Raw genomic sequence first — 25,364 nt, forward strand, 5'->3', positions numbered from 1 at the left:
TCGCAAGCGTGGCTGTATTGGCGAGGAACGTGGGGCATTTCGGGGAACTCAGTGCGTGTGAGCCCGTTCAGGCTCACTGGGAGTGTCACATAGAACCCCTTGCGACAGGATACCGAGTATGTCCAGAGGACGCATCAGCCGCCCCGACGGCAGCACCACCCAGATTCGCCGAGCCAGTCCAAGATCAACCTGGCTGAGCCTAGCGGCTGCGGATTATAGTGGTTGGGAGGCGATCCAGTTTCGCAGCCCGTCAAGCGTATGAAATCCATCGGCCGCGTAGCAGCGAATGTCAGGACGGAAGGCTTGCATCATTTCGGCAAGCGCATGTCCTGGACCGAGGTCCAGCACGCTGCTGACCCCCAGCTCCGCCAGTGCCTCGAGCGTCGTCGACCAGTCGACCACCCGCGCGACCTGGCAGGCGAGCTTCACTGTCGCGCCGCTTGCGGAGAAGATGCGCTCGCCGTCGCCTCCCGCGAGCAGAATCCGCTGGCTTGCAATGGGCAGGCGCCTGCTGGCGTCGAGCGCCTCTTGCAACGGTTTGCAGGCGTGCACGAGCCGTGAGGTGTGGGAAGCAATCTTCACTGCGAGAAGACCGCTACGCGCGGCGCCCTGTCGAGCTGCCTGCTGGCAGAGCTCAATCACGTCGTGCTCAGAGCCTCCGATCACCACGAGACGGTCGGGATTCCGGATCGCGATCTCGCAGCGATATGCTTCGAGGAGGGGTTCGAGCGCGCGCTGATCGAGGCCGCGAACATAGCCCAGGCGACCATCCGGTCCGGCGACATCCTGCATCCGTTCCGCGCGAACAGCCGTCAACCGCAGCGCTTCGTCGGCCGTCCATATTCCGGCAATGCTCCAGGCTGCCATCTCGCCAACACTGTAGCCTGTGACGGCGGTTTGCCCGGTCAGCACGTCGGCAATGCAGCCGTGGATCGCCAGAGCCGATGTGACGGTCAGGATCTGGCTGATATCGTTGGCTGAAAGCTCGTCGGTGCCGCGCGTCCTGACAAGCGACCGCGGATCCTCGCCCAGACAGGCGCATGCCGCAGCAAAGACCGGCTCTGCGGCAGGTTGATCGGCGACCAGATCAAAGATTTTGTCCGAAAGCGTACCTTGTCCGCCGCAGAGCAGGGCCAGCATCAGCGTTCCAGCCGGTCGACAAATAGGGTGATCGCGAGCAGATCCGCCGACCCGCCCGGGCTGAGATTGCGCGCCACGAATGCTTGATGAATGCCGACAGCTCGCTCGCGCCATGCGGGGTTTCCGACGCCTCCCGCTGCAAGGAATGTGGACGCACTATCTTGCGCGAAACGCAAGCCGTCCAAGCCACCCCGATGCAGCAGGTTGGTGTCGTCGACATGGGCGATGAGCCTCATGCACGTCTGAATGCGCTCCGCTTGCTTATCATGTGGTGCAAGCTGTCGGGCCGCATGAAGCGCAGGCAAGGCAATGTCATAGACCGACTTGAAACCGTTCGCCGCTTCGGCCCTGGCGCCGCCGGCGCCATAGCGCCGCGAGACGGCCGCGCCATGGCTACGAAGAGAGACGGGGCCCGAAAGGATGTCTTCGCCCCAGCGTTCCGAAACCAGCCTGCCGAGAGATTTGCGAATGCCGATGGCTTTCCGGTATCCAGCCGCGGCGCAAAGCAGACCCAGTCCGAAGATCGCGCCCCGATGCGTGTTCACTCCGCCGGTCGCAACCAACATAGCGCGCTCCGCCACAACTCCGATCGCGCGTAACCGGTTCATGCCGGCGCCTTCGGCGCCTGCCGCTGCCAGCTCGCTGAAGAACGGCGCCAGGACATCGGCGCTACGGCACAACGTCCCGGCGTCCATATCGCTATGAGCGCCATTGTCGATGTGGCTAACGAGTCCCGGTTTCGGATAGGTCTCGAGTTCGAGCTTCAGGGAAAGCGACGCGAGATGGCCGAACTGCTCGGGATCAAGCGTACGCTCCGGTAGCGAGTGCCATCTCAGCGCCACGTTCATGACACGTACCCCCCGAGAAAAGCGGCTCGCGTCGTACTGGTGACCCCGGTTGGTCCTTTCACCAGGATTTCGTCCGCGTCAGCACCAATCAGTTCGCGCCATTGAACTCCGCCTGCCGGTCCCACGATCTCGCCGTCGAGCCGCATCGGCGCCCGCCTTGCGATCCGCGCGATCTCGGACGGCAATGCTTCCGCCTGCTCTGCCGACGGCAACGGCCAGAGCAGGTCGAGATCCGAACCCTCCGAGAGATAGGGGAGGCCGGTGAGATGCTGCCATGCCAGGCCGCCGAAGGTGCGGGTCTCCGGCAGGAGCTCGAGGAGCAGGTCGATCGTCTTCCCCCAGGCCGCAGGCGCTGCGATGGCGACATCGGCCAGCAGCGGAGGCGCTGCGGACGCGACGATATCAGCAGCGGCGAGCGAGACGGCGATGCGCCGTTTGCCATGGCTTGGCGGCAGCGGCAGCCCGAGCGGAATGAGCCCAGCGGTATCGCTGCAAGCCCGCCGGCGAACGACGAGAGGACGGCCGGCGTTTGCCCAGCCCGAGACGATCGGCTCGCTGGCCAGCTCGGGATAGCGGTTCATCACGGCGGCCCACCCGACTGCGGAGACCGTGACTATGCTGTGTCGCGCGAGAGCCTCATCCATGTCACGCACCTTGATGTGACGCTGCTGCGACGACGCGCTCGGCAAGTTCGGCGGCTTTCCGCCGGCCGCCGCGTTCGGCGCCGAGCCGACCGCGATCGTCCCGTCCGTGCGGTCGTTGCAGCACAGCTGCAAGCTGCGGGGCCAAAGGTGCATTTTCATCCCAAACGACGTGAATACCGCCGGTCTGCACCATATTGTCGAGGCCCGGCGCGAACACCGGTGTGGCCTCCGCTTTCGCCTTCAAGACGTCGATCGACAGCTTGGTGACCCGCGCCATCGACGGCAAATCCATCACCGCGGGATGCGCGCCGAGCAGTGCCACCAGGGTGCCGGTCGAAAGCGCCGTGGCGATGAATGCGCCGGCGGCGCTGCCGCCATAGAGCAGGCCGACGGTGCGGTGTCCTTGCGCCTCCGCCAGCAACAGGGCCTTGGCCAGATGAGACAGATATTCGCTGAGGCCGAGCAACTCGTCGCGCTTGCTCATGCGCTGGCTCGCGGAATCCACCAGGAACAGGATCGGCGCCCGATCGGCGGATTTGATGATCTCGATCACGCGCCCCGCGAGCACGATGGCTTCGTCCACGCCGAGCGACTGACCTTGCGTGATGCCGAGCACGTGGATTGGTCCGCCGCCGGGCAGGATGGCCTGTCCCGCGATCATCGCGCCGTCCGTTTCGATCTTGCGGCCGATCGGGAACAGGCCGGCCAGGATGTCATCGAGCGTCATCGGCATTCTCCCTCTTGCCGGCCGCCTGAAGGAACGCGTCAGTCCCGAGCGCGGGGATCTCCGTCGGCTTGCCGACGTCGAGCGCCTCCCAGATCTCGACGGCATCTTCAGCCTCACCGAAGTGGCGCAGCCGTCGCTCGAGCCGCTTCTGCTCCGCCTGAAGGACATTCGGATCCAACCTGCTCTTGACCGTCAGCGCGTCGATCGCGGCCTGGCGAAACGCCGTCGCCTCATCGTCGACGAATCCGTCGGCGCCGCCGATGAGGTAGCGGTGCTTGCCACCCATCGTGCGCCACACCAGCGCGCGGTCGCGCGAGTCGAATTCCTCGATGCCCCGGTTGGTCTCGATCACTTCGGGGCCGCTGACGCTGAGCCGGCCCTGTTCGGAGATGATGAGGCGCGAGCAGGTGCCGGCGATCAGGCTGCCGCCGCCATAGCATCCGGCGCGCCCGCCGATCAGGCCGATCACGCGGAGCCCCTCGCGCCGCGCCTCGACCACCGCGCGCATGATCTCGGCGATCGCGAGCTCGCCGGCATTGGCTTCCTGAAGCCGCACGCCGCCGGTGTCGAACAGGATCAGCACGTCCTGATGCAGCGCGCGCGCCGCGCGCAGCAGCCCGGTGAGCTTGGCGCCGTGCACCTCGCCGAAGGCACCGCCCATGAAGCGTCCTTCCTGTGCGGCGACGAGCACGGGCAAGCCGTCCAGCCGGCCGCGGCCGATGACGATGCCGTCGTCGAACTGCGCCGGCAGGTCGAAGATCGAGAGATGCGGGCTCATCTCGCGCAATTCGGGGCCGATGAATTCGGCAAAGCTGCCGGCATCGACCAGCGCGTCAATGCGCTGCCGGGCGCTCGCTTCGTACCAGCTCAGTGAAACATCGTTGGCTGCGAGCGCTGTCATCGTTCGGGCTCCTCGATCTTGCGGATGCCCTGGGCGAGACGCAGCGCGACCGTGTCGGGCCGGGCGCCGCCGTCATTGATGGAGATGCGCAAGCCACCGGCCGAGCGGCGGGCGACGAAATCACGGACCACGGCGTCCCACACCGCGCCGAAGCCGTGGGCCGCGGTTGCGATGTCGATCGTGCACATGTCGGCCGGCGAGGCCCGTTCCAGCAGCACTTCGAGATTGCCGGAAGCGACCACGCCGACGATCGCCTGCGCCCGGGTGCCGCCGGCGGATCTGGCAGCGGCCAGTCTAAAGCTGAGCTTTTCCATGCAAAACTCCTCACCAATTGCGGAAGCGGCTGGGCGGGCGGTAGAGACCGCCGGAGGCCAGCATGAGATCCTTGATCGAGCGGGCCGCCAGCAGGCGCCGGTCCGCGTCGAGCGGATCGATGCCGAGATCTTCCGGGCGCCGGATCACGCCGCGCTGCCTGAGCTGTTCGACCAGCTTGGCATCACGGGCACGGCCGATGTCGGTGTAGCCGGCAACGCCGCGGATCGCCTGCTCGCGCTCGTCCTTGCTGCGGCACATCAGCAGGTTGGCGATCCCTTCCTCGGTGACGATATGGGTGACGTCGTCGGAGTAGACCATCACCGGTGCCAGATCGAGCTTGAGCTCCCGCGCCAGATCGAGCGCATCGAGACGCTCGACGAACAGCGGCGCATTGTGCTCGCCAAAGGTTTCTCCGATCTGCACCACCAGCTTGCGGCCACGGCGGAGCGCTGCGTCGGAATCGGGGTCAGCTTCTGCGCCGGCCTTGAGCCAGGGTTCGCTCGGGTGGCGGCGGCCGCGTGGGTCGGATCCCATGTTGGGGGCGCCGCCGAATCCAGCGATGCGGCTGGTCGTCACCGTCGAACTGTGGCCTTCGAGATCGATCTGCAGGGTCGATCCGATGAACATGTCGCAGGCATAGAGGCCCGCGGTCTGGCAGAAGGCGCGGTTGGATCGCAGCGACCCATCGGGTCCCGTGAAGAAGATATCCGAGCGCGCTGCGACGTAATCCTCCATGCCGACTTCGGATCCAAAGCAGTGGATCTGGTCGACCCAGCCAGATTCGATCGCGGGAATCAGGGTGGGATGTGGATTGAGCGCGAAGTGCGTGCAGACCTTGCCCTTGATCCCGAGCTTCTCCCCGTAGGTCGGCAGCAACAGCTCGATCGCTGCCGTGTTGAAGCCGATCCCGTGATTGAGCCGGCGCACGCCATAGGGCGCGTAGATGCCTTTGATGGCGAGCATCGCCGTCAGGATCTGGGTCTCGGTGATGGCGGCGGGATCGCGGGTAAACAGTGGCTCGACGTAGAAGGGGCGGCCGGCCTCCACCACGAAATGCACGAGGTCGCCGGGAATGTCGACACGCGGCACCTTGTCCACGATCTCAGTAACCTGCGCGACTACGAGACCGTTCTTATAGCTTGTTGCCTCGACCACCGTCGGCGTGTCCTCGGTGTTCGGCCCGGTATAGAGATTGCCATCCTTGTCGGCGCAGACTGCCGCGATCAGCGCGACGTTCGGCGTGAGGTCGATGAAGTAGCGGGCGAACAGCTCGAGATACGTGTGCACGGCCCCGAGCTCGATCTTGCGGCCGAACAGCATCCGCGCAATCCGCGCCGCTTGCGGGCCTGAATAGGAGAAGTCCAGCCGCCGCGCGATGCCCTTCTCGAAGATGTCGAGGTGGGAGGGCAGGACCACGCCAGACTGCACCATGTGCAGGTCATGAACATCCCCGGGATCGAGGTTGGCGAGCGCCGAGGCCAGGATATCGGCCTGTTTTTGATTGTCGCCCTCCAGGCACACGCGGTCCCCTGACCGGATTACCGCGTTCAAGAACGCGGGCAGGCTCGGGATCGGGACGACCTTCCCCGTGGCGTGCTGCCGGCCGGCCGCCAGGCGCTCTCCCAACGCGGCCTTTTGCATACCCCAATTGCTCATGTCGGCTCCTTGGCATGCGAGGTGGGCTTCCATGAGCCGAAATGTATGCGTATTGCCATGTAATGTCAAATAGCGTATGCACACACCTATAAGTGATCGATAATCGCATACACCGGAGGGAACTTGAGATGAGAATGCATGCACAGCGTTCTGAGTCCGGGGCACGCGCCCCGGTCGCACAGGGGAGGCGCCCGTGACCATTTCCGGCGTAGCGCTGCTCGCGATCTGCACACTGTTGGGGGTCCTGCTCGGGGATCTGCTCGGCATGGTGCTCGGTGTGAAGGCCAATGTCGGCGGGGTCGGCATTGCGATGATGTTCTTGATCGCGGCCCGACTCTGGCTGGTGCGGCACGGTCTGCTCAGCCTTGGCCTCAAGATTGGCGTCGAATTCTGGGGCAGCTTTTACATTCCCATCGTGGTCGCCATGGCAGCCCAGCAGAACGTCGTCGCTGCGGCGAAAGGCGGCCCGATCGTCGTCATTGCGGGGATCGGCTCGGTCGCGGTGTGTTTCGCGATGGTGGCCCTGATCGGCCGGCTCAGCAGCCGGGTTGAGACCATGGACGAGATCGAGGCGCGAGAAGCGCTTGAGGCGACTGTGCCCCACTTCAAGTCCGGGAGGATCGCATGACCATGATATCTCACGTTCTCGCCGCCAGCTCGCTGATCACCGCGTTCGCGGCCGTAGGCATCCTGATGTGGATATCCGGAGCGATCTCGAAATATCTCACCTTCGGGCGGATCCACGGATCGGCGATCGCGATCATGCTGGGTCTTGTGCTGGCTTTTTTCGGGGGCCTCGCCACCGGTGGTGAAAAGGGCGTCGCGGACCTGCCGGCGCTGGCCGGGATCGGCCTGATGGGAGGCGCGATGCTGCGGGACTTTGCCATCGTCGCCACGGCCTTCGAGGTCGACGTCGTTCATGCGCGCAAGGCCGGGCTGATCGGTGCGGTCGCGCTCGGATTGGGGACGGTCGTTCCGTTTGTTCTTGGTGTTCTCGTCGCCGCCGCGTTTGGCTACACTGACGCCGAATCGTTGACGACGATCGGCGCCGGCGCGGTCACCTATATCGTGGGACCGGTCACGGGGGCGGCCATCGGCGCGTCATCGCCGGTTATTGCGCTCTCGATCGCGACGGGTGTATTCAAGGCAGTGATCGTGATGATCGGTACGCCTTTCGTCGCGAAGACGATCGGCCTCAACAATCCGCGCAGCGCAATGGTATTTGGCGGGTTGATGGGAACGGTCAGCGGTGTTTCCGGGGGGCTTGCGGCGACCGATCGGCGTCTGGTGCCCTACGGCGCATTGACCGCGACGTTTCACACCGGCTTGGGATGCCTGGTCGCCCCGTCGATCCTCTACTTCACGGTGCGCGCAATCATAGGAAGCTGAATGGCAGGTCTGTTCAAAGTTACGCCTGAGGCGGAAGAAGATAGCGGCCTTCTCTCCGATCGCATCCGTAATGCGCTCACGGACGAGATTGCCTCCGGTGCGCTCGTCGCCGGTTCGGCGCTGGAAGAGCAGCAGCTTGCCGATCGCTTTGGGGCTTCCCGCACTCCGGTGCGGGAAGCGCTCCGGCAGCTCGTCGTCAGCGGGCTCGTCGAAATGCGCGGGCGTCGCGGGCTTCTGGTTGCCCGAATGACGCCCGAGCGCATCATGGACATGTTCGAGACCAGCGCCGAGGTGGAGGCGATGTGCGTCAGGCTCGCGACCTATCGCATGACCCCGCTCGAGCGCAGCGATCTGATCGAGCTCCACGAGGGCTCGCTGAAGATGGTCGAGGCAAATGACGTCGACGCCTATGACACCTTCAACCGGCAATTCCACGAAGGCATCTACCGCGCGACGCACAACGCATTTCTCGCCGAGCAGGCTCAGGATGTCCGTTCGCGGCTCAGCGCCTTTCGCCGCACGCAATTGCGGCAGGGCGATCGCATTCGTCGTTCCCGAGACGAGCATGAAGCTATCATGCAGGTGATTGCGGAGGGCGACGGCGATACTGCGGCGCGGCGAATGCGCGCGCATATGCTGAACGCGGCTGCGGCACTCAGGCGCTATATCGATGATCGCTTTGATGGACAGCACAGCGGCGATGCGCCTGAGAACGTCTGACGAGGTACGGCGGGAGCCTCTCCCAATGCCCGTTCGGTTCTGTCGATCCATCTATCGGCGGATACGGGGTTTGATCAGCACTGGCGCCGATGAGCGCAGTACTTTTGCCCACTGATAAGGTTTTGAGAGAAACCTTATCAGTTGCAGAACTGCGACCGTTTGCGGTCAAACCTCATCAGTCAGAAGCGAGCTCGGCTCGGAACAATACTTCACGGCCATCATTCGAACCGCTCACTCTCAGCCCGGTCTTCTTGCAGTTCCCGCGGTGGTCCTTCCAGCGCAGCCGCTTGATGGGCACGGTGAAGATCAATCTCTCTGAAATATATTCGGTGGCGAGTATCTCTCCCAAATCGCCCGATCTGATCCGGGTGCTTTCGGGGAGTTTTTGCTCAATGAACTCAGCCGCCGCACTCTTACCGAGCCGACGCAGCAGCTCGGCCATACGCTCTTCAGACGCATAATGCGAGGGGATGCAGAGCGCAGTCGCATCGCGGCCGATCTCACGAGCGGCGGCGCGGGTCGCCAAAGTAATAAGACTATGATCGCCGACGTCTTCCTCTGCCACGTCGCACCAGTCTGAGAAAGGCACGATCCCTCCGCTTCATTCTCGCATTCAACTCTGGATGAGAGGACGGTGCCTGCCGCAACCGCCCTGCAAAGACGCCTTTTTTTGAGGCACAACGCAAGGGTGGAACTGCTGGCTCGAGGAGCAGGCGTAGGAAATCCACTGAAAACATCAAGCTTTTCAACAGCGCGCGGGGGCTGATGAGCTGTTGGCCGGCACAATTTGGTTCTATTTCAGAAAGACTTAGCAGTTGTGCGGCCTGATTCGGTTCCGGCGTCGGGTCGACAAACGGCTCGTTTTTTTGTCGGATATTCGGTCGAAAGGATTAGCGGAATTGTGGCCATGGTCTCGATGGCGAGCGTTTTAGCTATCTGTCGGGTCACGCTGCCATCCCGTGTCCTTTGGACGCGGGAGGGTGACCAAGATACTTTCGAGACGCATTTGCAGATAGCCGCCGTCGGTCCACAGACTGATAAGGTTGGTTACAAAGCTTATCATTCTGTTCAGATTGCATTATGTAAGCAATTCTTGCCGGTCCGTGACGTTCTCATCCACCGCTTGAATGGGGTTCTAAACAGGCCGTTCCCGGCGTCTTCGCGACCATGTCGAAAATGTCGGTCAATCCCGAACCGCCGCTCGCCATCCTCATTGGTCGGGGGCGAGTGACCTGCTCGTATTCGTGACCACACCTACGTCGATGCAGGGTAAGCGCCAAGCAGGCTTTGAAGTTCCAGGGCTTGAGAGCATCGATCTGAGAGATCGGCCAGCCTCGGGCGATCCGCTCGAGAGTTTGCGTAAGCCAGCGTGCGGATCGACGTCATTCATCTTCGCGCTCGCGCGGCGCGAATTCGTGCCTGATCGCCTCAGGAGCGCACCGTCGGCGCGGGCCGTGCTGTGCGGATACAGCCACCGGCAGGCTGTCGTGCAAGGACCCAGCCGTTGCCTCATCGTCAATCCTGGAAGCGTGGGAACGCCCCCCGTTCGCCGATCTTCATATCGCGCCCAACCTGAAACACCGGCCGCACGCGCGCGCTCCTCGGGTCGTCGATGGAATAGACTCACTCACTGACAAGCAATCCGACTCTTGGATCACGGGCGTCACACGTCCAGAGATACGGAAGTTCATCCGCGACCAATCGAACGACGTGCCCGTTCAGGTCTGCGGTTGCAACCGACCGCCGCTAATTGTGCGCCCTTTAGAGAATTGTTCTTACGCTCGCGAAGAATGTTGCGCCGCCGCGCAGCGGCCTGGTAATCAATTCAACAATCTCAATCGGGGGGTGGACAATGGATGCTTGGCTCCCGTGGCTACTTGTGGCCGCATGTTACTTTCCCGTTCTTGGCCTTATCCTATGGGACGTTCGCGAGCGTGACTCGAGAATGGGCCTCCGACCGGTGAACGAAACGCTACCGGTGGCTGTGAGGGAGTGGGCAAAGGCCTTAAGCTTCGCAGTTGGCTTAATCGCTGCCTTCTTTGCATTCAGACAGTTTGATATCGCTCGGGAAAGAGCCGAGACTGATCGCCGGCCTTGGATTGGATTGGCAAATGCCGAAGTGCCGCCTGTTGCGAAGCTAGTTGCCGGGGATGAAGCCTTGTTTTTTCTCATCACAACGCAAGCCAGAAACTATGGTCCCAGCCCGGCGCTCGGTTTGGGTGTCGGCACCGCGGCGTTTATCCACTTGGCTGAGGATGACGCAAATAACCTCCAACAGGATCTCCATCGTAGGACTGAAGAAGAGGCGAAGGCAACCGAGGTAGCTTGCACCAAGGCACAAAGCACGTATTCGCAGAACGCGATCTTTCCAAACGACGCAAGCAAGTTGAAGCACGTCGTAGTAATGAAGAATGAGGTGCTGAATCAGTACCGCTCTGCGCATGAGCACGCCGATTTCAACGTCGAGATGGTGGTAGTTGAGTGCGCAGCTTACAAGTCAACCTTTGACGCCAAATTCCATCACACATCATACGTTCTGCGCGTCGATATTGGAGACATGAATAATCGCAATCTTCCGTCCAGATCGGCCGAGGATCAAAATGTGGGCATTGCAGTTTCTCCCACGAATACGTACGCCGCTGTCGCCGATTGATGTGCATTTCATGGGCATGAGAGCGACTAGCGAATTCCTCTCGAGAGAACGCGCGCAAGGCCAAGCTGTTCTAGCGGAAGCGGGGGCTCACCGCCAAGCAAGTCATGGAAAGCGCTTTTCAGACGTTGGGTTTGACGTCCGGCAATGTGTGACTGAGTTTTGCGGTTCAATCTCGGCCTCCTTCTTGGTGTCGGCCTGTCTTGCCCGGCTGGGGGGTGATAGGGCCGGAATTCATGCCGCAACAGACCACCCGCACATTCCAAAGGGGCCCTTGGAGCCTTACCTGCCAGTTCGACTGAAGCCACGGGCTTTCATCGGAAACCGGGGGATTGTCAGGTCACAATGGGCGAAACCGCTGCTTCCAACTTGACGTTCCTAATTTCGTTGTTCTAATTTTGTTCTCATGGCGGCAGGGCGATTCTGCCAGCCGTTAGCCCATGTTTTGAATGACAAGAGCAGCAGCCCCGATCCGGACAGGAAGCATGCACGAGATCATCTGTCCCCACTGTGACAAGGCCTTCAAGGTCGACGAGTCCGGTTACGCTGATATTTTGAAGCAGGTTCGTGACGCCGATTTTGCAGAGCAACTCCACGAACGGCTGGAATTAGCCGAGCGTGACAAGCAGAATGCTGTGGAATTGGCCAAGGCCCAGGTGAGCAACGATCTGCAAACGACTGCGGCCGCAAAGGACGCCGAGATCCTGGAGTTGAAGTCCAAGCTTGAGGGGAGTGAGGTCGCTCAGAAGCTTGCCGTAACCGAAGCGCTCAATGCCGTGGAGAAGGAGCGTGACAGGCTTGCAAACGCGCTGGCCGAGGCTGAGCGCGAGAAGAAAGCAGCCTCGGAGCTTGCTGAAGCGCTCCTTGCCACCGAACAGCACAAAATCACCGCCGCCAAGGAAAGGGAAATTCAGGAGCTGAAGGCCAAGCTCGAGGCTGCTGAGCTTCAGAAAAAACTCGCCGTGACCGAGGCGGTCGGCATCATCGAGAAAGAGCGCGATGAACTGAAGAACGGCATCAAGCAGGTGCAGCTCGAAAAGCAGCTCTCCGAGCAGTCGCTGAAAGACAAGTACGAAACGCAGATCAAGGATCGCGACGACGCAATCGAGCGCCTGAAGGACATGAAAGCCCGCCTATCGACCAAGATGGTCGGCGAGACCCTCGAACAGCACTGTGAGACCGAGTTCAACCGGGTGCGCTCGATGGCCTTTCCGCGAGCGTACTTCGAAAAGGACAATGACGCGCGGACCGGCAGCAAGGGCGACTATATCTTCCGCGACTCGGACGACGGCGGCACCGAGATCATCTCGATCATGTTCGAGATGAAGAACGAAAGGGACAAAACCGCGACGAAGAGCAAGAACGAGGACTTCCTCAAGGAGCTTGACCGGGACCGGACCGAGAAGGGCTGTGAGTATGCCATCCTAGTCTCCTTGCTTGAGCCGGACAACGATCTCTACAACGCCGGCATTGTCGACGTCTTCCACCGCTATCCGAAAATGTATGTCATCCGGCCGCAGTTCTTCCTGCCGATGATTACGCTCTTGCGGAATGCCGCGAACAACTCGCTGAAGTACAAGACTGAGCTGGCGCTGGTGAAGGCGCAGACTATCGACATAACCCAGTTTGAAAACCAGCTGGAGACCTTTAAGACGGCGTTCTCGAAGAACTACGATCTAGCTTCCAGGAATTTCCATACCGCAATCACCGAGATCGAAAAGTCCATCGATCACCTGCAGAAGACCAAAGATGCCTTGATCGGTGCCGACCGCAACCTGCGCCTGGCGAATGACAAGGCCCAGGACGTGACGATCAAGAAGCTGACCCGGGGCAATCCAACGATGGCTGCCAAGTTTGCGGAGCTCAAAAGTCACGCCGCTGAAGCAGCGGAGTGATTTCTAGGCCAGATCAGGCAGAACCTACGTGACGTCAGATTGTGAGTGACCGATCAGTGGTCGCAACGGACCTGTTATTGCACTGATAAGGTTTCTAACAAAAGCTGATCAGTTTCATATTTCAGACGTGCGTCATGGTGCAGAGATATCTCATTTTTCAGAACTCCTTGAGAACGTTTGTGGATTTTCTTCTGGTTCGGGCGGTTCGGGGCAAGAAATAGCAGCAAAATGCACCAAAGGGCACGGGTAAAGTGCGGATAACGTGCGGGTCTGTTCTGCAGCCGTTCGCACCCTTTTCCTGCCACTCAAAATGCTTGTCAGAGGCCATGATGAGCTGAGCGAGGGGCGCGATGTATTGGGCCTTGAAGGTCAGGAAGTCTGCGACGTTGTCGATGAAGACAAGGCAGATCATCTCGAAGGTGTCGTGAAAGATCACGAGGTAGGGGCGGGAAATGTTCGAGGAGCTGCGGTATCGCTGGGCGTTGAAAAAATACCTCGAAGACTACAAAGCGACCAATCGCGCATTCGAAGAAATGCCGGAAGACGATTTAGAAAACGTGACTGACGAGCCACGTTACAAAATGACGGTAGGTCGCGAGCTGCAATGGCAGGAATTCGCAATTGCCCGCTTCAGGTCGAAATGGCTCGTCGAGCAAGCCTTCAGGTACCACGTACCAGTCCCTAAAGATGAGGATAGCTGGGAGCAGGGCGCTCGAACGGACGAGACGGTTTTGACCGCTGCCGCCGCCCAAAAGCTACGCGCCGACATCAGGGCTGAACAAAAGGCTGATTGGGATTTTTGGGCGCAGAGGGTAACCCTTGGCCTGGCACTCATCGGCAGCATCTTTGGCGTGCTCGCATTCTTTAAGAAATAGGATTTCACATGTGCCAAGACTGGTTTTCTGTCGTCGGGCAGATCCTCGACTTGATCGGTTTCTACATCATCGCCTGGGAGTGGTATCACCAGCTCAAGCGCGACCACGATAGGCGCATGGGTGAGCTGAAGAAGGCTTACGATCAACAGGCCGCAGAGATTGACGGATTAGAGTACATCGACCCTGACGCGGACAAGGACAACTGGCGAATCTATCAACCGTTATTCTTGAAGGAATGGCGTTGGCGCCGGGTGATGTTCGTCATCGGAGCCACCTGCTTCACGCTGGGTATTGTCGGACAAGTGTTGGGAAGCTGGCCAAACCTCATTGCGAAATGCAGCTAGTCGGGCCGCACGTTCCCGGTGCTATTGGTCGAGATTTGGCTTTCATTAATTCGTCTGGGAGAGGCCGTTTCAAAGTATCAAGTATGATTTTGCAACAAGGGCATTTCTCTTGTTCTCGCCCTACAGCAACGCCGCAGCAGTTTGTAAACTCGGTGCTATTGAATTCGTTAACCGGGCGACCGAGTTGATTGGCGATCTCTTGCGCCGCTGCTGTTGCCTCGTCGGCGGGTAGCATTTCATCGAGTGCGGGGTGTTGGAGTTCTTCGTCATCACCTGCAAACTGGTTGGGGCAGATGTAGTCGAACTCGGGAAGCTCCGGCATGTTCGCTGGGTTTTCTGGATGAGTGTCGAGGTGGAAGTTCACGATGGTTTCTTTCTCTGTTGCGGAAAGAATCCTGCTCCGTGTTCGTCAACCTGTCACGCGGTCTGCCAAAATAATCATCAAACCCGTGTGGAATGGGGCGTTCTTGCAACAGAGAGCCCCATTCCGGCAACACCCAAACCATGAAGAGTGCGCGTTGAAATCAGCGCACAACCTTTGATTTCCGTCGACAGTTCTGCATACTAATCGATCGGGGACTACAAAATGCAGCAGCTTTTCAGTATCGCGCTGGGGCTCGGCGCGATTTACCTAGCAATTCTCTTCTTTGTATCTCTCGGCTCAAGGCAATTTATGAGCGGACGAACGCTCATCTCAAACCCGCCAGCAGTTGCTGCGGTCATCACAGTTATCATCCTGCCTGTCATCGCATGGCGTGAGTATTTCGGTTGGAACGCAGGAATAGTGTTCGTGATGCTCCTAGCTGGATGCTTCGTCGCGTATCTATGTTGGGGAGCTTACCGGGAGTGGAGAAATAAAAAAGGGTGATGCGGGCATCACCCCTGCCATCACGGCGAGTAGCGGGGGTATCGCGTCAAGGGAGGCTCCGAACGCGGGCAGCCCGTAGGGAGACGTTTGGATGCCCTTGATGCGATGGGGGCAGCGCCCCTAGCCCTTATCTGGTGGTTCGATCTTGTCTTTGGCCTTCATCGATCTAAGGGGCGTGAAAATGCTCGCGGCACCGAACGCCGAGAACTCAAGGTACCGCTGAAGAATCCTGTCGATGTGTGGCGGTGGATTGCCGCGATAGGCAATGCTCACGACCAAAGGCAACAATCCAAAAAATATGGTCAGGCCTGCCGCGACGTACAGCAGGTAGATCAGGGGCTCAAACATTTACGCGCTCCCGCATTCTTGGAAGAAGCGTAAACGCGCAAAGTAAAAATGGACTTAATTAGTCACTATGCGACGGTTACGTAAATGAAGGGTTAATGCGCCGCAAGATTCATGAGCGAATCCAGCGCCTTGCTTTCCCAATCAGCGCGCCAATGCTGAGCGGCTTATAAAAAATCCCCGCCTAAGCGGGGATCTTCGTGGGCGCCATGATGGTCTGGCTGTGGGGCAAGAGGGCAGGACAGAAACTTGCCACCCGGAAGTCCATCTCCTCATAAAGCCGTCCCCACAGGTGCCGGGCCATTTCAAGCTGCTCGGGCGTGGGAGTCAGACCTTCAAGCTGAACCAACACCGGCCGGTCGGGCGAGAGGAGATGACGGTTGAGCTTCGCCTGGCCGTCGTCGAAAATGATGACGCCGGCATTCCAGGGATTTGCGACACACTCGAACTTAATGCTGTACGTCATCTTCTCTCCACATGGTCGGAGGCGATTTCTTGCGGTAAGTCACCGAGACGTAATTCCCCACGGTGACGTAGCTGATGGCCTCGTAGCCTTCGCAACGAAGGCAGAAGGGCAGAACGTCCTCGTACGCAGCACCGCACTTCGAGCACTGTTTCATGGGCGTCTCCAATAGCCCGCGTCTTCCCGCGCAAGCGAGAAGCTTTGCGGGTCACAACGGTTCATTGAGTTTCAGCGGAAGAGGTCGAGCTGCGGTGGATCTACAACGCCGTTGTCCGACTTGAACTTGGCCGTCGTCATGTCCTCACTCGCCCAGGGGACTTGAAGCAACCCGCACAGAGTGCAGGGCGAGTTGGTCGGCTCAGGGCCTTCGGTGGTCCACTGATTGTGTTGGTGGCCCACGTTGCATCGGTACCAATGGCGATGCATGTTCGCCATCAGTCGGGCTCTATCTGTTCGTCAGCGTGATAGTTGCTGTCGGTCAGAACTTCCGGGCGGTATCCCGAAAGCTTTTCTTCTGCGCACTTGTCACAGACGCGACAGAGAGGAATTCCTCGTGCGTCGTTCTCCCAGTAAGGCTGGAGTCCTGACCCACAGGTGCATGGGCGAGTTTCAAACGGCATTGAAGCCTCCGGTTAGATTTCACCATCGCAACATTGCAAGTCATCAGGCTACACCGCGCTTCTTTGAGCCCGTTCACGCGGTGATACCCCTCGTCGCTGCTCCACGGGTGGAATCGCTACGATGGTGAAAAGGGTGAAGATGTTTGGTTAGGTGAGAATCTTGCGCCGTCTCGGCGTGGTCGTCTAGTGGAGTGTGCATCCGGTGCGCGTCTTGCGCGGCACAGGCACACCATCAACGGTCATAGTGATTTCGAGCTTGCTGACATTTATAATGTAGCAGGCGGGGCAAAGGTCTTTCTTCAAAAACATCCAGACGGTCGGCGTTTCGCACGCTGAGCACTTGAATTTCCGCATGGTGTTGATGGTGCGCATCATGGGCGGAATCTATCGAGCCGGAATCCTGAGTGCAAATTTATTTTGCAGATGTCGTTGACGGCTTCGCTGATTGGACTCAGGCTGTTTTCAAGAGGCCGCATTCCAGTCGGTGCGGCCTCGGCAAGACAAACTGACTGGTGCCAATGAAAGACTGGAGCTTTGGATGCAACAATTCTCGTCGGTGATTGCCGGCAAATCCTTAAAACGTTACCGACGCAGTCAGTAAATTGCGTCGTTACAAGTCCCCGTATTTCGGATTGCGCAACTACGGACATGACGCGCAGATTGGGCTAGAGCAAACCCCCGAAGAATACGTAGATCAGTTGGTGACCGTCTTTCGCGAGGTAGGACGCGTCCTTCGTGACGACGGCACTCTCTGGCTAAATGTCGGCGACAGCTACGCAGGGGGCGGCTGTGGTGCTCGTGACGCTGATCGTTGGCCTAAGCAGTCTCGCAACGATCATATGCCAGTGCACGCGAAGAATAAGTCGGGATTGCCTGCCAAGAACCTGATTGGCATTCCTTGGCTCGTGGCGTTCGCTCTCCAAAGGGACGGTTGGATGCTCCGGCAAGACATCATCTGGAGCAAGCCGAACCCAATGCCCGAGAGCGTGCGTGATCGATTTAGCAAAGCGCATGAGTACCTTTTCCTGCTCACAAAATCCGACAGGTACTATTTCGACGCTGAGAGCGTGAAAGAGCCGGTTGCAGCCAGCACGAAGAAGCGGCTGGCTCAACCCACTCTGCTGACGCAACAAGGCTCATCGAGGGTGCCCGGAAAGACAAATGGTAGTATGAAGGCCGTCGGCGACGGCGTGCTGCGTAATCGCCGCAGTGTCTGGACGATTAGTACCAAACCGTTTCGCGGCGCCCACTTTGCGACATTCCCGGTCGATCTCGTTGAACCCTGCGTCTTGGCGGGCTGTCCGGCCGGCGGCACTGTTTTGGATCCGTTCGGTGGCTCTGGCACAGTCGCGTTGGCTGCAAATGACAACGGCAGGCATGCGATCCTTATAGAGCTGAATGCGGATTACGCTCGAATTGCTGAAAAGAGAGTTCGCGATAAGTGCGAATTTACGTTGCTCGATAGAGTAGAGGTGGCTGCATGAGCCGCGTCTGGAGCTGGAAACAGGTGACGCAAAACAATAAAATCTCAGCGAAGGGATGATTCCAATGGCTTGGACAAAATGGTCGCATCTACCGCCTGGTCTCAAAGAGTTCATGGAGACGCATGATGTTCGGGATAGAAAATCTTGCACGTTTTGCAAAGAGAGGTTCCCAAAGCCTCACCCGCAACACGGTGATGGGCGGTTTGAGTATCAGATTCTCGGATTTTGCGGGAAGTGTATCGAAAAGCTCCATGCGATTTGGCATGGTCGTCACAGCGGCGACTACCTGCAGTTCAATCCGCCTCGGCCATATGAGCGCAAGCGAAAGAAGGTCAGCAGAGAGATGGCGTTGCGAGTGTTCGCCAAAAGCAATTATCGGTGCGTACGTTGCCAATCCACCGATCGGCTCTGCGTAGATCACGTCATCCCGTTTAGCCAAGGTGGAGAGTGCGCATTCGATAATTATCAAGCGCTATGCTGGAGCTGTAACAGCGCGAAAGGCGATAGTAGTGAACAAGCTTAAGCGCCCCTCGGCTGACTTCACAGCAATACCCAACGACCTGTTGCGCGACAAAGGGCTGACCAGGGTCTCTACTGCATCATGTTCTCCAAGCCTGACGGTTGGATTTTCTATAACGATTGCCTTATGCGCGAAAGCAACGACGGCAAGGATGCCGTTCGTAGCGCTATGGCCGAACTGACTGCTGCTGGTTGGGTCGTTCGTTCGGGAGGCGGGCAAGGCCCAGGCGGGATATTCAAACCCTACGAATACGAGCTGATGCTCAACCGTGGCGGATTTTCCGTCGCGGCCGAGCCGTCGCGGTCGGACCGCAGCGGAGAACCCGCCCGTAGTAGTAAACCTGAAAAGATAAAGACTGAAAAGAGAGGGCGCGCTCAGTCTCTCGAAGCCTTCTTGGAAAAGAACAGGCATCTTGACCTTGGCTGGTTCAAGTGGGCGCAGGAACAATTCACGTGGTCGCCTGACCGTTGCAATGCCGTCTTCGATGTTTTCCGCGACCACTGGAAGGCCGCACCTGAGTCAAAGGGAATCAAAGCCGATTGGGAAGCAACGTGGCGCAACTGGTGCCGGCGTGAGGGGACGTTCCAAAAGCCAACACCGCTCGGCAAGGGTGAAATCCAGGTGCGGGAAACAACAGACGCCGAAAGGGTCGATGCCGACAAGCGCAGGGAATACATGACACTGTTGAGGAAACCCCCCGACAAGTCAGAGTTGGAAATTTACGAGATGATGAACCAAGGAAAGCAAAATGCTTGATAACGATCTACGCCACACAGCACGCTCTCTGGAGGTTTCGTAAGCGCAACGGGGATTGTTTGGAGACGCCAGCGAAATTGGCTCTTCGGCAGCTGATAAGCGAATTGTCGGGCCGACGCTTCGAGATTGAGAACTCTGCGGTCATGAATAGGCCCGTTCAAATTGGCAAAGAAACATTCTACTTCGACAAGCTCGTAAGCTTGCAGGGCGAAGTGTTCCTCATGAAGTCGTATTGGAATGAGGCCACGACCAAACGAGAGCGCTTAAAGCACATCATCAAGCGCTGGCTGTTGCGACGCCTGAACAACTGGTGAGCAAGCCAAGCGCCGCTGAGAACCGATACTTCGACCAGCTCGGCGCCCATCTGCGCGACAAGTGGGTCCCGTGTCCGATCTATCCCAAACTCCGCGCCGTTGAGCGCTCCCACCCTCGGGGCGTTGCATTCTGGGAAACTGGTGGGGCGCTAAAAGCCCACCACTTCTTCGCGGTCGGATTATCCAAGAGCGCGCACCTCGAATACGACGCCGACCACGACAGGTTTGAAATCAGACACGGTGTCACACATGCAAAGCTGGTCAGGGACCAATGGCGGGCGCTGGAAATAACTCCTGGACCATGGATGACGGTAGGCATGAACCAGAAGCGTGAAAGCTGGTTTAGTCGCGTTCTGGGAAGAGTGTTGGCTGAGGGGATGTCGGAGTACGAGAGATCTATGTTCGGGGTGTAGAACGAAGGCGCCAAATCCCGTAAGAAACCCATGGTTTTCGGTCGATTTCAGATCTCTCTGCGTCGGTTTGCTTTAAATTCGTGTTGAAGGCAATCGAACGGAGTTCTGTGATGTCTGACCACCACCTGAAGTTCAAAGGCCCTGGGGTTAACGTCGATGCCAAGGGGTGGATGGGGATCGGGGCGGCAATCGTGATTGTCCTGGCCGTACTGTTGGTGCCGAGGCTGCTGTATTGAAAAGCCCCGACTGGTTACGGGGCTGTTCTGGCGCCGAGGAGGGCGGAGTGGCTGAGGCGGGTTCTCGACCGTCTAAAATAATTTTGAAATACCCTCGCGCTTGTCAGGCCGGGTTGGTATGAATCTTTGTCCCCCGGAAACACAGGTCTTCAGGTTTTTAGGGAGAACTGTGCCATGTCGGACAAACTTCTGGTCAACCTCTGGGGTGCAAGCATCAGCGCCGATGGTGTCTGGGCGATCGGGGCTGCGGTCCTGATCGTGGTCGTTATCGCGATTGCCCGGCGAACCCGCGCCTGATCCAGCGTGTCAGCCAGACCACGATATAGACCAGCAGCCAGGCGATCGGGACAGGGACAAAAGCCACTATGGCCACGTCCCCCCAACTGGGATCGGCGAACACGCGGAACGTCTTGTCGAACTCGTCGCTGCAGCGCGAGAAGTCGTAGGAGCCCTTCAGCTTCTGCGTCTCGATGCAGGTGCGCATGGCGAAGCCTCCCATATCACCAGCCCGCTGCATGTCGGAGCTTCGCTGATAAAACCCTCCGCCCAAAATCCAGAGGACTGAGAGAAGGACGCCGATCCGTTGCCAACCATTCATTTGAAGCCTCAGTACGCCGGCACCTTGTGTGTCCGGCAGTCGTAGGGCCCGTCCTTACCCGAGCCCTTGATGTTGGCATTGTAATATCGCCCCATGGAATCTGCTGCCAGCCAAGAATCCACTATCGCCTTAGGCATTTCGCAGTAGTGGTAGTAGGGCGTTTTCAGCTGGACGATGGCGTATTGGTTTGAAGCGTCGTAGCAGAGCCGGTTCACGACACTGCTCCGGGTGATGTCCTGGCAGGCGAAGGGTTTGAGATCGACCGGGCCGCGGTACTTCACATCGACGGTCTCAGCATCGGCCCAGGTGGCGCTCAGCAAAAGGAAAATGAGGGGCAAATAGCGCATGATTACTTTCTCTTGGTCAGAGCTTCGATAGCCTTTGCGAATATCTCCGGACCCTGCCAGAACGCGAGCGTCAGCCCGTACACAGTTATGGCTGGAAAGCCTGCACCTCCGAGTACCAGAGAGATGATACCGGCAACGATTATCCTAGCGCCCTTTACCGTTGCGAGTTGATCCGCGACTCGCGCCAGGACCTTGAGAACTCTCTCGCCGGCTTCTCTGATGGCAGGCTGGGTCTTTTCGTCCTCGATAGAGTCAAGGTCATTGGCGATCTTTTGGAGAGAGGCCACAACGTCGCTGGCCGAATTTATTCGCAAGGACTGCAATGCATCCGCTGATTCGTGTATCCGCGCAGCCAATTCACGGCGCGTCTCGCGCGGTGACCTTTTCTGGGCAGGAACCTTCACACCCGGGATGGTGTGAGGCTTTTGGAGAACGTCCCTGATAGCGTTGATCAGCTCTTCACGCGTCCTTTGCTCCATTTCGTCGTCTCGGTACCCGTACTGGTACACGACAAAGCGAAACTCGTGATGGTCGAACGGCAGCGGGTGGCCAGCTTGGGCCATCAGTACGGTTGGGAGCTGCGTGGCGTGGCGCACTCCCAGCTCATAGAACCCGTTCAAGCTGAGGTCGGTAAGGTCGGCGATCACCAAATCAGCGGAGATGACTTCTTCCAAGACCCTCTCACTTATTGTCCCGCGAGTCTGTTCGAGTTGGTAACGAACAACCTCGAAATCGGTGAAGTCGATCCGCATAACTGGAGCTACGAGCGTCTCGAAGACCACCTCAGCGCCATCGTTTGGAGGGCTATCTCCAACGCCAAGCGTCGACAGGTAAAGGCAGCGCTTCTGAACCATAAATCACCTAATCAAAAGCCCCCGAAGGGGCTGTACCAATGCGTGTACTATTCCTGGACACGCGGGGTGGATCGCATTAACCCCGAGACATCAGCACGATTGGCGGGTAAGACGTATTCGATGCTTATTCCGTTTGCGAGGAAATATTGCAGATGCCGACCCGCAGCATCTTGCGAGGTCGCCTCGATTTCGCAGAAGTCGTTGTCTTTATCGCATCGGACGAAAAGTTGGTTAGCTAAAAGCGCGTCATTGAGTTCATAGATAACCCGTTTGGATTTAATAGCGGTCTGCGCTTCCATGATCTTCGAGCGCAAGAACGTGGTGAATATCAAGCGCTGTTGCTTTAACTCTTGGCGGTCACGTTCGTCGAGCTGCAGGTTGAACAGCATCACGGCAGCAAAAACGGTACCTATAGCGATACCAATACCCACTAGAGTTCGCGCTATATGGTCTCCAAATTTTGCCGGATCGAACTGCCTTATAACTATCACGCTCGCTGCCAGAAGCGCGACGATAATCAATGCTACGACAACATGCAGAAAATAGTAGAGCACGTATCCCACCCATCTCGATTAGAAACGCCCCAGCATACAAAAGCTGGGGCGTTCCGCTAGTAGGGTATCGCGTCTTCAACCGTGGGCTGTTCGACCGGTTCTTCGCCCTTGGGGCCTTTAAATTAGCCAGTCCGCCGCCCAGCAGGACAGGGCATCTACACCGCACTGAAGAGCGAGAAGAAAAACAGCGGACACGGTGATGCGGCGTGCGATAGCCGTAGCGAGCTTCGGGGCCGATGCATGTTCGATAGGGTAGTAGGGCCAATGTTCTTGATGCACAGTCATATCTTTTCATTCGCAGAAGAAAGGATGAGTCAACCGGATGTATACGTCAAAAGCAAAAATGCACGTCGCCAATTGGGGCTTGATGAATCCCCGGCATCTCCGCTTTGGCGGCACGCACCGGGGATGTCGGACGCCTACAAATCACCAAACTCACAAACGCTACCAGAACTTCAAGAATCGTAACCCACAAGGAGTCAATTCGCTTCCGCCCCAGACGAGGCCAAGCCCGAGGATAACGGCGCGGGACCCCCTCAAGCCAGACCGCAAGGGCAAGCAGGCGGGTGACTTCGCGCGCGCCTACTGAAGCACCCTTATCGAGAGGCATGTGAGGTCTTGATAGGAGTGATTGATAAGCAAATGCTCAGATGTTCGGATGCGGACTGATAAGCTTTGGTCGCAAACCTTACCAGTGACCAACTGACAGTAAAACTAGGCAACCGGGAATCGGATCGCTGATCTTTGACAAGGTATGACGCGGGAATAGCGCTCTTCACGAGGATGCCCGGCGAAGTGAATTCTAAGATTTCCGATCGCGGATACATGCCCTTAAATTGTCCACGCTAGAAGGGAGCTTCTTCGGATTGGGCATCCCGCACGCCTGCAAGAGGTAGGCGTCCACGCGAGGCGTCGGGCCTATGCCGCTCTGTAGAAAGGACAGAAGTTCGGTGTACATCGCCAGACCATAGTCATACTGCAGATATTGCGAGTTCGAATGTGCGCGGCGTGACCTCAGCCGCAACACCGCGGGGTCACCGTAACCGTAACCCCGGACAATGTTCTCGGCATATGCGATCGTGTCCAACTCATCGTCGCTGCAACTCTCGCGCAGGAAGATCTTGAGCGTTGCGTCGGTGGTGGCGGTGAAGCGAACGTTGTCGATCTCGGTCATCAACCTTGCAACGGGCAAAAGCGCGGCCTGGCTCGCCATGGCTTCTTCGATGAAAATCGGCCAGACCTGACGTTCAATCGACGTAGCGGCGCCCTCCCAGGCGGCGCCTTCCACCGCGGCATGTGAATTCTGGTCGATCGCGTGCTTGATCTCGTGCATGAGGGTCGAGGTGAAGCTAGCAAGATTCCACTTCGTCTCCAACGCCAGGTTGACCTGGCCACCGATAGTAAACTGAAGCTGCCCGATCGTCACGATCGTCGGCTCCGACGGAATCAGCGCCGCAATGTCCACGCGATAGCCGCTGTATTCACGCTTGATGAACGCGCGTATCTTGTTCCACATGTCGATAATTTGTGCTCTGTCCTCGTTCCTTACGGTTTGACCGTGTGAGTAGCCGCCACCGACAGTCGGTTGCTGCGCAATGACCTCCTTGACCTTCATCGAAGCAGACGGATTGCCCGTGACCTCGTCAAGGGCGGCAAGCAGTGTATCCATTATCGCCGCCGGCCGCACCTCCTGTTTTAATTTGTCCGCGATTTGCTTTCTCTGCTTGAGCGAAAGCATGGGCGAGCCGTCGGGAAACAATCGCTCTAAGCTTGCGCGTGCGACGCCCCTCATGGCGGCGAGCCGCTGCGCGGCAACGCTTTGATACAGTCCTGCATAGGACTGCATTGTCTCAACGCCGTCGGCGTTGGAAATTTGCCGCCCCGTAAAGGCATCCCAATAAGCGCTCCGCTCGGCAGGCGAGAAGATAGTGCAGCGCTTGCCTTTCTCGGGCAACTCCTGGACGCGGGAGCGGTAAAGCCTCGCCAGTTTGAGGACGTTGTTGGCAAGGACTTCCGACATTCCCTGCTTCTTCAGCCACGCAGCGTTGAACTCGCTTTCGTAATCATAGATAAACGAATCCAGTGTACCGACGTTGACTTCGCGGAATTCCGCGAACATCGAGGCGTTGTAGGCATCGAGCAAAGCGGTGTCATCCGGGAACGGACGTTGCTCGACCGGGCGGGAATACAGGTTTGAAAAGTTAATAGAACCGTTGACCGCGACGGCAGGTTTGTCGAAATATTTTCCCGCCCTCGTCGAAAAATAGGACTTCGCGCGCAAGGCTTGTTCCAGGAGAGAGAGATTGCTGTCCGGTATTCGTCGCAAGCCATCGTCGATCTGCCGATACCACAGGGACATTGCCTTGAAGTTCTCGTGATCGATGAGAGACAGATCCTTTACCGGCATCCCGTCCCACGCCATGAACTCGGGATGATTGTTCAGCATGAATCCGCGCCCCTCCGTGATCGCCAGATAGATCCTGATCAGCTGGCGCTTGAGATCGGCGTTCGCGACATCACGCGACATCCTGAACCCATCGGGCAGCTCGGAGGCGTAGGTGATACTGAGAACGCGATCGATGTTCTCGGTCATCGCGGACGTGGCGCCGGAAAGCAGCAAATTTTCTTTCTGCTGCAATCCGGAAGTACCCCACGATTGCCGGTCGTGGGCGAGAAGCGCTGACGCGCGTTGTACAAACCCTGCCTGTAGATCCGGCGCAAGGGCCTGCCACCTCACTTCGTCAGGCACGCGCGCAAGCAGCTGATCGATAGTGGGAGCTGCTTCCCGGGGTGCTCCGGCAGATGAGCTCTGGCCATAAGCTCCGATGACCGAGCAAGCGAACGCGATTACCGCGGTGGGTACAATACGAGCGTGCATGGTGGTCTTC

Annotated in this window: 32 protein-coding genes and 1 pseudogene; 13 read left to right on the plus strand and 20 right to left on the minus strand. The window is 58.5% G+C overall.

Annotation, left to right across the window (positions count from 1 at the left end; translation table 11 throughout):
- Nucleotides 1–213 precede the first annotated feature (213 nt).
- Genes AC0L3K_RS19070 through mdcA form a run of 7 tightly spaced genes read right to left on the minus strand, consistent with a single transcriptional unit; the run spans nucleotide 214 to nucleotide 6,231 of the window.
- Nucleotides 214–1,140, minus strand: a complete 927-nt coding sequence (locus AC0L3K_RS19070) for an acyltransferase domain-containing protein (RefSeq protein ID WP_473366592.1) — start codon at nucleotides 1,138–1,140, stop codon at nucleotides 214–216.
- On the minus strand, nucleotides 1,140–1,988 hold the full coding sequence (mdcB, locus tag AC0L3K_RS19075; RefSeq protein ID WP_473366593.1) for a triphosphoribosyl-dephospho-CoA synthase MdcB: 849 nt from the start codon (nucleotides 1,986–1,988) through the stop codon (nucleotides 1,140–1,142). The genes AC0L3K_RS19070 and mdcB overlap by 1 nt, the downstream gene beginning before the upstream one ends.
- The gene (mdcG, locus tag AC0L3K_RS19080) at nucleotides 1,985–2,632 is read right to left on the minus strand and encodes a malonate decarboxylase holo-[acyl-carrier-protein] synthase (protein ID WP_473366594.1); all 648 of its coding nucleotides are present in this window, start codon (nucleotides 2,630–2,632) and stop codon (nucleotides 1,985–1,987) included. Before mdcG ends, mdcB begins: the two co-directional genes overlap by 4 nt.
- Before the next feature lies 1 nt (nucleotide 2,633).
- Nucleotides 2,634–3,359 (minus strand): biotin-independent malonate decarboxylase subunit gamma, encoded by a 726-nt coding sequence (gene mdcE / locus AC0L3K_RS19085; protein WP_473366595.1) that lies wholly within the window; start codon nucleotides 3,357–3,359, stop codon nucleotides 2,634–2,636.
- Nucleotides 3,346–4,260: a biotin-independent malonate decarboxylase subunit beta gene (locus tag AC0L3K_RS19090; protein WP_473366596.1), complete on the minus strand. Its 915-nt coding sequence runs from the start codon at nucleotides 4,258–4,260 to the stop codon at nucleotides 3,346–3,348. The genes mdcE and AC0L3K_RS19090 overlap by 14 nt, the downstream gene beginning before the upstream one ends.
- A complete protein-coding gene (mdcC, locus tag AC0L3K_RS19095; protein WP_473366597.1) occupies nucleotides 4,257–4,574 on the minus strand; it encodes a malonate decarboxylase acyl carrier protein in 318 nt (105 codons plus the stop codon). The genes AC0L3K_RS19090 and mdcC overlap by 4 nt, the downstream gene beginning before the upstream one ends.
- 10 nt (nucleotides 4,575–4,584) lie before the next feature.
- Nucleotides 4,585–6,231 carry a malonate decarboxylase subunit alpha gene (gene mdcA / locus AC0L3K_RS19100; RefSeq protein ID WP_473366598.1) on the minus strand — a complete coding sequence of 549 codons (1,647 nt, stop codon included), beginning with the start codon at nucleotides 6,229–6,231 and terminating at the stop codon, nucleotides 4,585–4,587.
- A 193-nt stretch (nucleotides 6,232–6,424) separates the two neighbouring features.
- Here mdcA and madL point away from each other — a divergent pair, with 193 nt between their 5' ends.
- The 3 genes from madL to AC0L3K_RS19115 are packed head-to-tail and all read left to right on the plus strand — an operon-like array spanning nucleotide 6,425 to nucleotide 8,340.
- A complete protein-coding gene (gene madL, locus AC0L3K_RS19105) occupies nucleotides 6,425–6,859 on the plus strand; it encodes a malonate transporter subunit MadL (RefSeq protein WP_473366599.1) in 435 nt (144 codons plus the stop codon).
- A complete protein-coding gene (gene madM / locus AC0L3K_RS19110) occupies nucleotides 6,856–7,620 on the plus strand; it encodes a malonate transporter subunit MadM (protein ID WP_473366600.1) in 765 nt (254 codons plus the stop codon). The genes madL and madM overlap by 4 nt, the downstream gene beginning before the upstream one ends.
- Complete coding sequence (locus AC0L3K_RS19115; protein ID WP_473366601.1) at nucleotides 7,621–8,340, plus strand: GntR family transcriptional regulator; 720 nt, start codon at nucleotides 7,621–7,623, stop codon at nucleotides 8,338–8,340.
- A 175-nt stretch (nucleotides 8,341–8,515) separates the two neighbouring features.
- Here the strand turns inward: AC0L3K_RS19115 and AC0L3K_RS19120 are convergent, their stop codons facing one another.
- Nucleotides 8,516–8,929, minus strand: a complete 414-nt coding sequence (locus tag AC0L3K_RS19120) for a Hachiman antiphage defense system protein HamA (RefSeq protein ID WP_473366602.1) — start codon at nucleotides 8,927–8,929, stop codon at nucleotides 8,516–8,518.
- Nucleotides 8,930–9,626: 697 nt separating this feature from the next.
- A pseudogene (locus tag AC0L3K_RS19125) lies at nucleotides 9,627–9,739 on the minus strand (transposase domain-containing protein); the annotation flags it as partial.
- Between the two features lie 561 nt (nucleotides 9,740–10,300).
- Between AC0L3K_RS19125 and AC0L3K_RS19130 the strand changes: the two are divergent.
- Complete coding sequence (locus AC0L3K_RS19130) at nucleotides 10,301–10,993, plus strand: hypothetical protein (protein ID WP_473366603.1); 693 nt, start codon at nucleotides 10,301–10,303, stop codon at nucleotides 10,991–10,993.
- A gap of 482 nt (nucleotides 10,994–11,475) precedes the next feature.
- The gene (locus tag AC0L3K_RS19135; RefSeq protein WP_473366604.1) at nucleotides 11,476–12,885 is read left to right on the plus strand and encodes a DUF2130 domain-containing protein; all 1,410 of its coding nucleotides are present in this window, start codon (nucleotides 11,476–11,478) and stop codon (nucleotides 12,883–12,885) included.
- Between the two features lie 157 nt (nucleotides 12,886–13,042).
- Here AC0L3K_RS19135 and AC0L3K_RS19140 read toward each other — a convergent pair whose 3' ends face one another.
- Nucleotides 13,043–13,297, minus strand: a complete 255-nt coding sequence (locus tag AC0L3K_RS19140) for a hypothetical protein (RefSeq protein ID WP_473366605.1) — start codon at nucleotides 13,295–13,297, stop codon at nucleotides 13,043–13,045.
- Nucleotides 13,298–13,337: 40 nt separating this feature from the next.
- On the opposite strand from AC0L3K_RS19140, the gene AC0L3K_RS19145 reads away from it, so the two are divergent.
- Complete coding sequence (locus tag AC0L3K_RS19145; RefSeq protein ID WP_473366606.1) at nucleotides 13,338–13,760, plus strand: hypothetical protein; 423 nt, start codon at nucleotides 13,338–13,340, stop codon at nucleotides 13,758–13,760.
- Nucleotides 13,761–13,768: 8 nt separating this feature from the next.
- On the plus strand, nucleotides 13,769–14,104 hold the full coding sequence (locus AC0L3K_RS19150; protein WP_473366607.1) for a hypothetical protein: 336 nt from the start codon (nucleotides 13,769–13,771) through the stop codon (nucleotides 14,102–14,104).
- On the opposite strand, the gene AC0L3K_RS19155 is transcribed toward AC0L3K_RS19150, so the two are convergent.
- Nucleotides 14,085–14,468, minus strand: coding sequence for a hypothetical protein (locus tag AC0L3K_RS19155; protein WP_473366608.1), 384 nt, complete (start codon nucleotides 14,466–14,468; stop codon nucleotides 14,085–14,087). The genes AC0L3K_RS19150 and AC0L3K_RS19155 overlap by 20 nt on opposite strands.
- A 222-nt stretch (nucleotides 14,469–14,690) precedes the next feature.
- Between AC0L3K_RS19155 and AC0L3K_RS19160 the strand changes: the two genes are divergently transcribed.
- Nucleotides 14,691–14,972: a hypothetical protein gene (locus tag AC0L3K_RS19160; RefSeq protein WP_473366609.1), complete on the plus strand. Its 282-nt coding sequence runs from the start codon at nucleotides 14,691–14,693 to the stop codon at nucleotides 14,970–14,972.
- A 120-nt stretch (nucleotides 14,973–15,092) separates the two neighbouring features.
- Here AC0L3K_RS19160 and AC0L3K_RS19165 read toward each other — a convergent pair whose 3' ends face one another.
- The 3 genes from AC0L3K_RS19165 to AC0L3K_RS19175 all read right to left on the minus strand — a co-directional run bounded on the left by AC0L3K_RS19165 (nucleotide 15,093) and on the right by AC0L3K_RS19175 (nucleotide 16,775).
- The gene (locus AC0L3K_RS19165) at nucleotides 15,093–15,320 is read right to left on the minus strand and encodes a hypothetical protein (RefSeq protein WP_473366610.1); all 228 of its coding nucleotides are present in this window, start codon (nucleotides 15,318–15,320) and stop codon (nucleotides 15,093–15,095) included.
- Nucleotides 15,321–15,501: 181 nt separating this feature from the next.
- Nucleotides 15,502–15,783 (minus strand): hypothetical protein, encoded by a 282-nt coding sequence (locus tag AC0L3K_RS19170; protein ID WP_473366611.1) that lies wholly within the window; start codon nucleotides 15,781–15,783, stop codon nucleotides 15,502–15,504.
- A gap of 800 nt (nucleotides 15,784–16,583) precedes the next feature.
- Nucleotides 16,584–16,775 carry a hypothetical protein gene (locus AC0L3K_RS19175; protein ID WP_473366612.1) on the minus strand — a complete coding sequence of 64 codons (192 nt, stop codon included), beginning with the start codon at nucleotides 16,773–16,775 and terminating at the stop codon, nucleotides 16,584–16,586.
- 227 nt (nucleotides 16,776–17,002) lie between these two features.
- Here AC0L3K_RS19175 and AC0L3K_RS19180 point away from each other — a divergent pair, with 227 nt between their 5' ends.
- Entirely contained in the window at nucleotides 17,003–17,884 is an 882-nt protein-coding gene (locus tag AC0L3K_RS19180) for a DNA-methyltransferase (protein ID WP_473366613.1), read from the plus strand.
- 88 nt (nucleotides 17,885–17,972) lie between these two features.
- On the opposite strand, the gene AC0L3K_RS19185 is transcribed toward AC0L3K_RS19180, so the two are convergent.
- A complete protein-coding gene (locus tag AC0L3K_RS19185; RefSeq protein WP_473366723.1) occupies nucleotides 17,973–18,353 on the minus strand; it encodes a hypothetical protein in 381 nt (126 codons plus the stop codon).
- On the opposite strand from AC0L3K_RS19185, the gene AC0L3K_RS19190 reads away from it, so the two are divergent.
- The 4 genes from AC0L3K_RS19190 (at nucleotide 18,309) to AC0L3K_RS19205 (ending at nucleotide 20,420) form a co-directional block, all read left to right on the plus strand.
- Nucleotides 18,309–18,407 carry an HNH endonuclease gene (locus AC0L3K_RS19190; RefSeq protein WP_473366714.1) on the plus strand — a complete coding sequence of 33 codons (99 nt, stop codon included), beginning with the start codon at nucleotides 18,309–18,311 and terminating at the stop codon, nucleotides 18,405–18,407. The two genes, AC0L3K_RS19185 and AC0L3K_RS19190, sit on opposite strands and share 45 nt — an antisense overlap.
- A 78-nt stretch (nucleotides 18,408–18,485) precedes the next feature.
- Nucleotides 18,486–19,160: a hypothetical protein gene (locus AC0L3K_RS19195; protein WP_473366614.1), complete on the plus strand. Its 675-nt coding sequence runs from the start codon at nucleotides 18,486–18,488 to the stop codon at nucleotides 19,158–19,160.
- Nucleotides 19,157–19,474, plus strand: coding sequence for a hypothetical protein (locus tag AC0L3K_RS19200; protein ID WP_473366615.1), 318 nt, complete (start codon nucleotides 19,157–19,159; stop codon nucleotides 19,472–19,474). The genes AC0L3K_RS19195 and AC0L3K_RS19200 overlap by 4 nt, the downstream gene beginning before the upstream one ends.
- 823 nt (nucleotides 19,475–20,297) lie before the next feature.
- A complete protein-coding gene (locus tag AC0L3K_RS19205) occupies nucleotides 20,298–20,420 on the plus strand; it encodes a hypothetical protein (RefSeq protein WP_473366616.1) in 123 nt (40 codons plus the stop codon).
- Here the strand turns inward: AC0L3K_RS19205 and AC0L3K_RS19210 are convergent.
- The 5 genes from AC0L3K_RS19210 to AC0L3K_RS19230 form a co-directional block, all read right to left on the minus strand.
- Nucleotides 20,389–20,607 (minus strand): hypothetical protein, encoded by a 219-nt coding sequence (locus AC0L3K_RS19210; RefSeq protein WP_473366617.1) that lies wholly within the window; start codon nucleotides 20,605–20,607, stop codon nucleotides 20,389–20,391. The two genes, AC0L3K_RS19205 and AC0L3K_RS19210, sit on opposite strands and share 32 nt — an antisense overlap.
- 122 nt (nucleotides 20,608–20,729) lie before the next feature.
- The gene (locus AC0L3K_RS19215) at nucleotides 20,730–21,068 is read right to left on the minus strand and encodes a KTSC domain-containing protein (RefSeq protein ID WP_473366618.1); all 339 of its coding nucleotides are present in this window, start codon (nucleotides 21,066–21,068) and stop codon (nucleotides 20,730–20,732) included.
- 2 nt (nucleotides 21,069–21,070) lie between these two features.
- A complete protein-coding gene (locus tag AC0L3K_RS19220) occupies nucleotides 21,071–21,922 on the minus strand; it encodes a hypothetical protein (protein WP_473366619.1) in 852 nt (283 codons plus the stop codon).
- Nucleotides 21,923–21,969: 47 nt separating this feature from the next.
- Nucleotides 21,970–22,476: a hypothetical protein gene (locus AC0L3K_RS19225; RefSeq protein ID WP_473366620.1), complete on the minus strand. Its 507-nt coding sequence runs from the start codon at nucleotides 22,474–22,476 to the stop codon at nucleotides 21,970–21,972.
- An 802-nt stretch (nucleotides 22,477–23,278) separates the two neighbouring features.
- Complete coding sequence (locus AC0L3K_RS19230) at nucleotides 23,279–25,354, minus strand: hypothetical protein (protein ID WP_473366621.1); 2,076 nt, start codon at nucleotides 25,352–25,354, stop codon at nucleotides 23,279–23,281.
- Nucleotides 25,355–25,364: the final 10 nt, after the last annotated feature.

This window comes from Bradyrhizobium sp. MI1.10 (genome assembly GCF_055811035.1).